The sequence below is a fragment of the Roseivivax marinus genome (genome assembly GCF_900109705.1).
Taxonomy (GTDB): Bacteria; Pseudomonadota; Alphaproteobacteria; order Rhodobacterales; family Rhodobacteraceae; genus Roseivivax; species Roseivivax marinus.
On the sequence record NZ_FOAI01000022.1, the window covers coordinates 26,041 to 33,671 of the forward strand.

The window sequence follows — 7,631 nt, forward strand, 5'->3', positions numbered from 1 at the left end:
TCAGTCTCCACGACTTGGAAGATCTGCCTCGTGGCCCTCAGCTATGGCGCGAGCGGAGTACAATCCAGCGCGCCAGCCGCGATGCTTGGCCGCGATCGCACCGTGCCGACGGTCGATCTCGGCGGCGTCGACCCCGTTCTTGGCCGCCCACTTCAAAAAGGCGGTCTGCTCACGATCAATGCGAAGTTCGAGCTCTTCCTCGGTTCCGGTTCCAAGTTCCCAACCGAACTGCTCGAAGAAGAAGGCCGACTCGATCTTGGATCGCTTGAAAGTCTCGTCCGCGTCATAGTCGTGGCTGTGATAGACGGTCGCGGTGGGCGCGTAGAGCTTGGTGTAACCCGCTTCCAGAATCATGCTGGCCCAGACTTGATCCTCTCCATAATCGATTTCGGGGTAGGGGATCTCGCGCCAGACGTCTCGGCGCATGGCCGAGTTGTTGTCCGAATAGAAGTAGAGGGCCTGCCGCCAAGCGATCTCGCCGGTATTCCAGCGCAGCGGATCGGTCTCCTTCGAGACCGCGAGAGGGCGGCTGCGCATGTTCTCGAAATGCCTCTCGATCTCGCGCCGAACGAAGAGCGGGTGATGCGGATGCGGCAAATGCCGCCCGAATAGGCCCGCGGCCTCGGGGTAGTGCGCCATCATCTTGGCGATGTCGGTGGCCCAGTCTCGGGTGGCAGGGATCGCGTCCTGGGTCAGAAAGGCGATCAGCGGCGCGCTGCCGAGGCTCGCTCCGAAATTTCGGGTGCGGCCGTGCTGGAAGTCCTTCTGCGCGATCACCGTCGTGCTCACGTCCTCCTGCGCGTGGAGCCATTCGGTCGTGCCATCCGAGGAGGAGGAATCGATGCAGTGGATCTGTATCCGATCTGCCAGCCTCTGCTCGCGCAGGGACGCGATCACCTCTTCGATCTCTCCCATCCCGTTGTAAGTGGGAATGACCACGTCGAGGATCGGTGCAGGGGTCGGGACGATCGCTGGCGCCGCGATTTCCACGCCCGTCTCGCGCAGGCGCTCGAGAAGCGCGCCCTCGACCTCGCGGGCGGTGGTCTCCCAAGTCATCGGGCCAACCCAGTCCGCAGCTCGATCCCGCTGCGACGCCCGCGCCGCGGGATCGTCCAGAAGGCTACCGAGCGCATCCGCAATGCCATCCGGCGTGGGCGCGGCCAGCGTCACCACGCCCTCCGGGAAAATCGCGCGGGTGCTTTCGCCGTCGAGTTCGACCACTGGCAGCCCACAGGCCATCATCTCCTGGGGAACCAGCGAGTAGTTGGTGGCCGACACGCAGAGACCGAGATCGCAATCTCCGTAAAGACGGGCCAGTTCTTCGGCGCTCAGCACCCCGTGATTATAGGCTTCGAACGGTGTCTCATCGAAAGGCATCTCCGCCTGACCGAAGAAGTGCACCTCAAAATCGTCCCGCCGTGCGCCGAGAATGTCGAGTCCCAAGAGACACAGTTGCACGCAGCGCCTTGCGGTGTGCTCGCGCCCGTAGACTGCAATCTTCAGGCGGCCGGTGCGCGAGGCTGGGACCTCGCGCCGACGATAGATCTCGGGATCGTAGGCAAGGTGGAAACCCCGGCTCCAGCGTCCATAGCGCTCGCGCATGATCGTCTCGAGCCATGGGCTGGCGCAGATACACGCGAGGTCGAACGCGTAGGTCTGCTGGGCAAGGATGCGCTCGCTTCCGGCGGGGTAGAAGTCGGGCTCGTGATCCTGGACGAAATAGTACTTCGCCGCAAAGCCGCGCGAGGCATCGGCCAGATGGGCAGTCGACCAGCCGGTTGCGATGACCGCGTCGCCACGTACCTCGAACAGCCCGTCCCGAACCAGACGCACCTCGGCCTGAACGCACTGAAAGTACTTAACCAGGGTCTCGTAAGCCGCGTCGGTGGTGTCATGCTGCGTCGGTCGCTCGATCCAAATCGTACAGCGGTGACCGAAATTCTCCAGCAGGCGGACGATCCGGAAGATCGTCATGTGTCCGCCACTTCCCGGCGAGAAATCGGGAACGATCCAATGCAGGTCGAGGGCGCGAGCATCGATCATTGCAGGAGGCGCAGGCTGCTCCATATGGCTCGCGTCTCGCGCATCGAGAACGCTCTGCATGCCCCTCAGCCCTGTCATTTCGGCTCGTGGCCGGTGCACGAAGCGGGCCGGTTGCCCTTCGGCGGCGCGCCGCGGTGGCTTGTGCGGGACGAGCCTATAATCGGCAAGTGGGCAGATAACCGAGTCGGGCGTGTAGGTCCGCAGGTAGAACTCGGTTGAGAAGTCGGGAGCCGGATCGAAACCCTTATGCCAGCCCTTATCGACATAGTGCCGCAGAGCCTCGCGGTCGTCTTCGGGCAGACCAGAGACCTGTGCACGGTAATAATCTGGATCAAACCCACCGGCGAGAATGGCTTCCTCATCGGCGGTCATGTCTTGTAGACGTACCGGAAAGGGCCGGACCGTCTCGCGTTCCTGCATCTTCCCCGAGGTTGCGTAATGCAGAAGGGGGTTGATCTCCGCCAAACGCACGTCGGGGTGCAGTTTGAGGTACCCTGAAACCGAGAAATCCGGAGATGGATCGCGTCTGTGTTTCCAACCGCGCGTCAGGAAAATCTCGAGCAGCCGATCATCGCTCACATCGGTGAGGCTCGGATGGGTGATCCGGTAATAGTCGGCGTGAAAATAGGGGCGTGTGGCCTCCATCTCCGCATCGAGGCCGCAGGCCGGACGGGACGTACGGCCCTCCGCGCGCCCCGATTGCAGATAATGTAAAAGTGGATTCATTTCTGCCAGCGCGACGTCTGCGTAGGCCTCAAGATACCGCCGAACGCAGAACTCCGGGGAGGGGTCGCGTCCCTCTTTCCAGCCGTGCCGATTAAAATGGGTAAGAAGACGCGAGTCTGAAAAGTTCGCAAGGTCTGGGCAGACTGCCCGGTAGAAGCTCGCGTCAAAAAACGGGGCTATGATTTCGGCATCGCGCTCGTCTGGGGTCGGTGGGCGAGGATCAAGCCCCCTAGCGCGACCGGTGGTGATGTAGTGGTAGAATGGGTTGATCTGTCGCTGGCGGATGCTTGGATGTGCCGCGAGATAGCGCTCGGTCGAAAAATCCGGTGTGGGATCGAGATTACGCTCCCAGCCGCAGTTGCAGTAGTGCTGAAGTAGCGAGCGGTCGTTGTGTCCTGCGAGACCGGGGACCTGCTTGCGATAGTGCTCGGCATCAAAATACGGCTCCAGGGTCCGAAGGACCTTCTCCTCGCTGTGCAATCGCGGCATGTGGAGTCGTCGGAATACCATGGAAAGCCATCGCTCTGAGTGCGGAGTTGTCAGCCAGCGGGGGTTTAGGAGACCGGGCATGACATGGCAAGCTTTCGGCCCCGAGCCAAGCGCGAACGCGCACCGTATGGCGTTATGGTTCTATGTGGAAGAGAAGCGACTGCCCCCGCGGCATTAGCATGCTTCTCTCCTGCCTTCCAAAAACGGTCGTTTTAGAACGATTTGACTAGCCTGTTCGTTGTCAGTGCCTTAAGCGCTCCATAAACCCCGTTCCAAACCGACAAGGTTTTGGAAGGTTTGTGGAGGGACGAGAGATGATCTTGGGCTATGCACGGGTCTCGACTGAGGGGCAGAGCCTGGAGGCTCAACTCGATGCCCTTCGCGCTGCTGGTGTCGAGCGGATCTTCTCAGAAAAGATCTCAGGGTCGAAGCGTGCTCGCCCTGAGCTTGATAAGCTGATTGATCAGCTCCGGCCCGGAGATGTTGTGTCGGTCACCAAGTACGACCGGCTTTCTCGCTCGCTCCAAGATCTGCTCTCCATCGTAGAGGCGATCCGTGCAAAGGGCGCGGGCTTCCGGTCCCTGGCGGAAGACATCGACACTACGACCTCTGCCGGTCGCCTCATCTTCCACGTCTTTGCCTCGATCGCGCAGTTCGAGCGTGAGCGGATCTCCGAGCGCACACGGGAGGGGCTGGCAAGCGCACGCAAGTTAGGCCGGATCGGTGGAAGGCCCCCTGCCCTCACACACCAGCAGCGCGAAGAGGTGCGGCGTTTGCGCGACGAGGAAGGTCGGCGAGTGGCCGAGATCGCCCGCCTGTTCGAGGTCAGCCCCAACACGGTCCGACGCGCTTAAGAGAGCGGCCTTGAATGAAAGACTACCTTCGTACGTACACAAAAGCGTAGTGATAGCGGCGGCGGTCATTCGGTTCAGGCAGCGCGCGGGGAAAGCACGAAAACAACGGCTTTTCGCTGCGCGCTCGCAACCGACCAACCGATGCGTCTGCCCCGCGATCTCAACGACTGTCGGGCGCCATGGAAAGCTGCCCCCCTAACGACATGAGGAACTGCCCCCTTTGTCCGAAGGAGGTCACATGAAGCTCTCGCCCCCGCTGGACATACGTGTCTGTAGTGGAACAGCCGGTCGAGGATTGCTAACGATAGGGACCATGCACGTATCAGCCACTAGCGCGGCCCTGAGCGACACGGACCTTCCCAAAAATCAGACCGACATCTCTGCTTCAACAGACAAAAAATGCGCTGCCGAACCACTTCGGTTATGAAGACGGGTTACCAGCCAAATGCTCATCAAGGCGACAAGCGCTCCCGAGATTAGATCAACGAAATAATGCCCTCCGTGTACGGGTGTGGCTGCAATCATCACAGATGAATAAATCCATGCTGGAACTGAAAGATTGGTTCTACGGCAAGCCCAGATAATTAGAACTCCCGACGCCGTGTGAAAGGATGGAAAGGTCACTAAACCAGGAAGCTTGGCAGGATCCAACACTATTGGTCCGCTTGGAGAGCGCAACACATCCATATAGGGTACGTGGTAGACGCCAGGCACCCAGCCCAATGGCTCAAAAATGGATAAGTCTTGAACGAGGAAAAGAACGGCGGCCTCTGCCGGGAAAAAGGCTCCAATAATCAAGCACGCCAATGCGGTTATCAGGAAGGCCTCGATAAACTTTCTAGCTTGCGCTATATAACCGAAAGAAATTAACGCGACTAGCACAGCCGCACTTAGGAAAGTTAAAGAAGTATAGCTTGAAGCGAGCGCTTGGAACAAAATCCGACTGGACACAACGGCATTGAGGTACGCTAACCAATCGAGATGTAGGGCTGCATCCCAGTCTGCCAGAACTTCATCCACATATGGAAATGGCACCATCATTGATAAATGGTTCATGATTCTTAAATTAAGCCAAGAAATGTGGAGAAAAAAGAAGCCTTCCGCAAGATAGTGCAGACGGACTAAAAATGTTTTAGGCCGATCAGCTTCCCGCAACAGGCGCCGTGCCGCCACGAATACTGCCAGCAGAGTAACGCCCTGAAAGAAGAAGAGGGGCAATCGATCTGTCACCAGCTCAGCTCGAGAGAACGTAATAATTATGACGTTGAGCGTGGTTAGAATACCGATGCAAACATAACTCGGCATGCACACCATCGGCAGGATTGGAGGGGAATCGTACTTACGCAAAAGCAACTCTACCTCGGGCTGATCTGATCATTCTAATAGACTTTGCAAAGTAAGTTGCAGTGTATTATGTTTTTTTTAAGCCACTCCTTAGTCGTCGGGGAGTCTTATCGGCTTTGTTGCGCAAAGGTCGAGCGAGGGATTCATCTCGTGAATCCAGCGTGGTAGCAGGGGCGGCATGAGTAGACCTCTCCCGCAGAGCGACAAAACCAAGAACTGGCCGTCCTACAACGAAGCGCTGAAGCAGCGTGGCTCCCTGACGATATGGTTCGATCCGGACATGGTCTGGGTGCCGTCGCCGACCGGCAAGCGAGGCCGGCAGCCGCTATACAGCGACGCCGCGATCCAGACGTGCCTGACGATGAAGGTGCTCTTCGGCATGGCCCTCCGGCAAACGACCGGGTTCGTTGAAAGCCTCCTACGGCTGGTCGGCCTCGACTGGGCGGTGCCGGATTTCAGCACATTGAGCAGGCGGCAGAAGGCTCTGGCCGTGACCATCCCCTACCGCGGCTCGCAAGGGCCGCTGAACCTGCTGATCGACAGCACCGGCATCAAGGCAGAGGGTGAAGGCGAGTGGCATGCCCGCTAGCACGGCGGCGCGAAACGCCGTCTATGGCGCAAGATCCACATCGGCGTCGATGAACAGACGCTGGAGATCCGCGCCATCGAGGACACCGGAAGTCACATCGGTGACGCGCCCATGCTGCCCGAACTCCTTGACCAGATCCCCGCTGATGTAGAGATCAGCTCGGTCACCGCCGAGGGCGCCTACGACCCCTTCAAGTGCCATGACGCCGTCGCCGACCGTGGCGCCCATGCCGTCATACCGCCCCGAGAAAACGCCAGGCCCTGGAAGCCCTCGACCGCAAGCGCCATCCCCAGAAACGAGGCCCTTCGTGCGGCGAAATACCTCGGCCGTGCCATCTAGCGACAATGGAGTGGATACCACCGCCGAAGCCGCGCCGAGACGAAGATGCACTGCGTGAAGCTTCTGGGGCAGAGCCTCATGGCGCGCGACTTCGATCGCCAGGTCGCAAAACTCCAAGTCCGCGCCGCCGTGTTAAACGGCTAAATCGCGCTTGGCATACCTGTCACCGAACCCACGGGATAAGTGCATCCGGGGAAAGGGGAAGTGCATCCTTCATCCTCTTTGCACAACAAAGCCATTTTCACCCCCCAATTTAACCCTCCTCACCTTCCTTTGAGCTAATTTCGTCACGCGCCAAACAGAACATACCACAATTATAGATACATATCCGTCTAACGCATAGTGCCATCCAAGATATACTGATCCAACGAGTATAATTGCAGCGTACGCGCCTACGAAGGCACCAAGTATTTTTCGAGTATCAATAGCGGCGAGTGTTTGTAGTGTAACGACCGCTACGTGCATACTAGGCATTGCGGAAATGCCTGTGCCAAAACTGTTATTTCCATCGGCATAGGCACTCCAAAGATAATCAGAAACATCTCGTATTTTATCACCCGGTCCAGATGCGTATACTTCAGACATCAACCTTTGGAAACGTGTACCCCCATAAATGGCTTCATAATATACAGGACCGACGGAACTCAATACAGTGGCCAGAACTGTACCGAGCAGTAAGAAACTCAAAGCGCAGGTCCACCAATACCTTTGCCTAAGCTCTCTATCATCACAAAATGCGACTGCAAAGAATCCCCCAACCCAGACCAATGCCCAAATAGGGCCATAAGAAATGGCGATTGGCCATGCCGAAAATTTTGGTAACACTTGCTGGAGCACGAGTCCTGGCTCTGCTCCATGCAGCATATAATCTAGGTCTGCGATCATTGGATCGAGATAGAATGGCACGCTCTCTGGGATCATGAGTTTGAATGTGGTGAAGCCCGTGAGGCCCAAACACATGAAAAGCGCGGGCCAGAAAAAATTCCCTATCAGGCCAGTTATTGAGGTGACCAAAGATATTCTTTTTTGACGTCGCTTGACGATCAGGAAGATTGTCGCCAAGCAAACTATAACAGGAGCCAGCGCAATGAGCTGGTTTACATACATCGGAAATATCTCTGAGAAGGTATTCCAGTGCAAGATAGCCGCAGTTAGGTCGTGTTGACAAAAGGGATTCCCCTCGGGCGTAGGGCATGATTCAAGCTGGCATCTGCGATGGAGACCAGCTTGGCACGAAACCTTATATC

4 protein-coding genes and 1 pseudogene are annotated in these 7,631 nt (G+C 57.8%); 2 read left to right on the plus strand and 3 right to left on the minus strand.

The window, feature by feature from the left end; all coding sequences use genetic code 11:
- Complete coding sequence (locus BMX29_RS18175; protein WP_175471235.1) at positions 1 to 3,258, minus strand: rhamnosyltransferase WsaF family glycosyltransferase; 3,258 nt, start codon at positions 3,256 to 3,258, stop codon at positions 1 to 3.
- 314 nt (positions 3,259 to 3,572) lie between these two features.
- Here BMX29_RS18175 and BMX29_RS18180 point away from each other — a divergent pair, with 314 nt between their 5' ends.
- The gene (locus tag BMX29_RS18180; protein WP_092815742.1) at positions 3,573 to 4,112 is read left to right on the plus strand and encodes a recombinase family protein; all 540 of its coding nucleotides are present in this window, start codon (positions 3,573 to 3,575) and stop codon (positions 4,110 to 4,112) included.
- A 366-nt stretch (positions 4,113 to 4,478) separates the two neighbouring features.
- On the opposite strand, the gene BMX29_RS18185 is transcribed toward BMX29_RS18180, so the two are convergent.
- Positions 4,479 to 5,417, minus strand: a complete 939-nt coding sequence (locus BMX29_RS18185) for a phosphatase PAP2 family protein (RefSeq protein WP_175471236.1) — start codon at positions 5,415 to 5,417, stop codon at positions 4,479 to 4,481.
- A 217-nt stretch (positions 5,418 to 5,634) separates the two neighbouring features.
- Between BMX29_RS18185 and BMX29_RS18190 the strand changes: the two are divergent.
- A pseudogene (locus BMX29_RS18190) lies at positions 5,635 to 6,528 on the plus strand (IS5 family transposase).
- A 69-nt stretch (positions 6,529 to 6,597) separates the two neighbouring features.
- Here BMX29_RS18190 and BMX29_RS18195 read toward each other — a convergent pair.
- Positions 6,598 to 7,491, minus strand: coding sequence for a phosphatase PAP2 family protein (locus tag BMX29_RS18195; RefSeq protein WP_092815748.1), 894 nt, complete (start codon positions 7,489 to 7,491; stop codon positions 6,598 to 6,600).
- Positions 7,492 to 7,631 lie beyond the last annotated feature (140 nt).

What these genes read in the sequence shown, in the direction of transcription:
- BMX29_RS18175 (WP_175471235.1), bottom strand. Translation starts at nt 3,258, where the DNA reads ATGCCGCGATTGCACAGCGAGGAGAAGGTCCTTCGGACCCTGGAGCCG.
- BMX29_RS18180 (WP_092815742.1), top strand. Translation starts at nt 3,573, where the DNA reads ATGATCTTGGGCTATGCACGGGTCTCGACTGAGGGGCAGAGCCTGGAG.
- BMX29_RS18185 (WP_175471236.1), bottom strand. Translation starts at nt 5,417, where the DNA reads ATGCCGAGTTATGTTTGCATCGGTATTCTAACCACGCTCAACGTCATA.
- BMX29_RS18195 (WP_092815748.1), bottom strand. Translation starts at nt 7,491, where the DNA reads ATGTATGTAAACCAGCTCATTGCGCTGGCTCCTGTTATAGTTTGCTTG.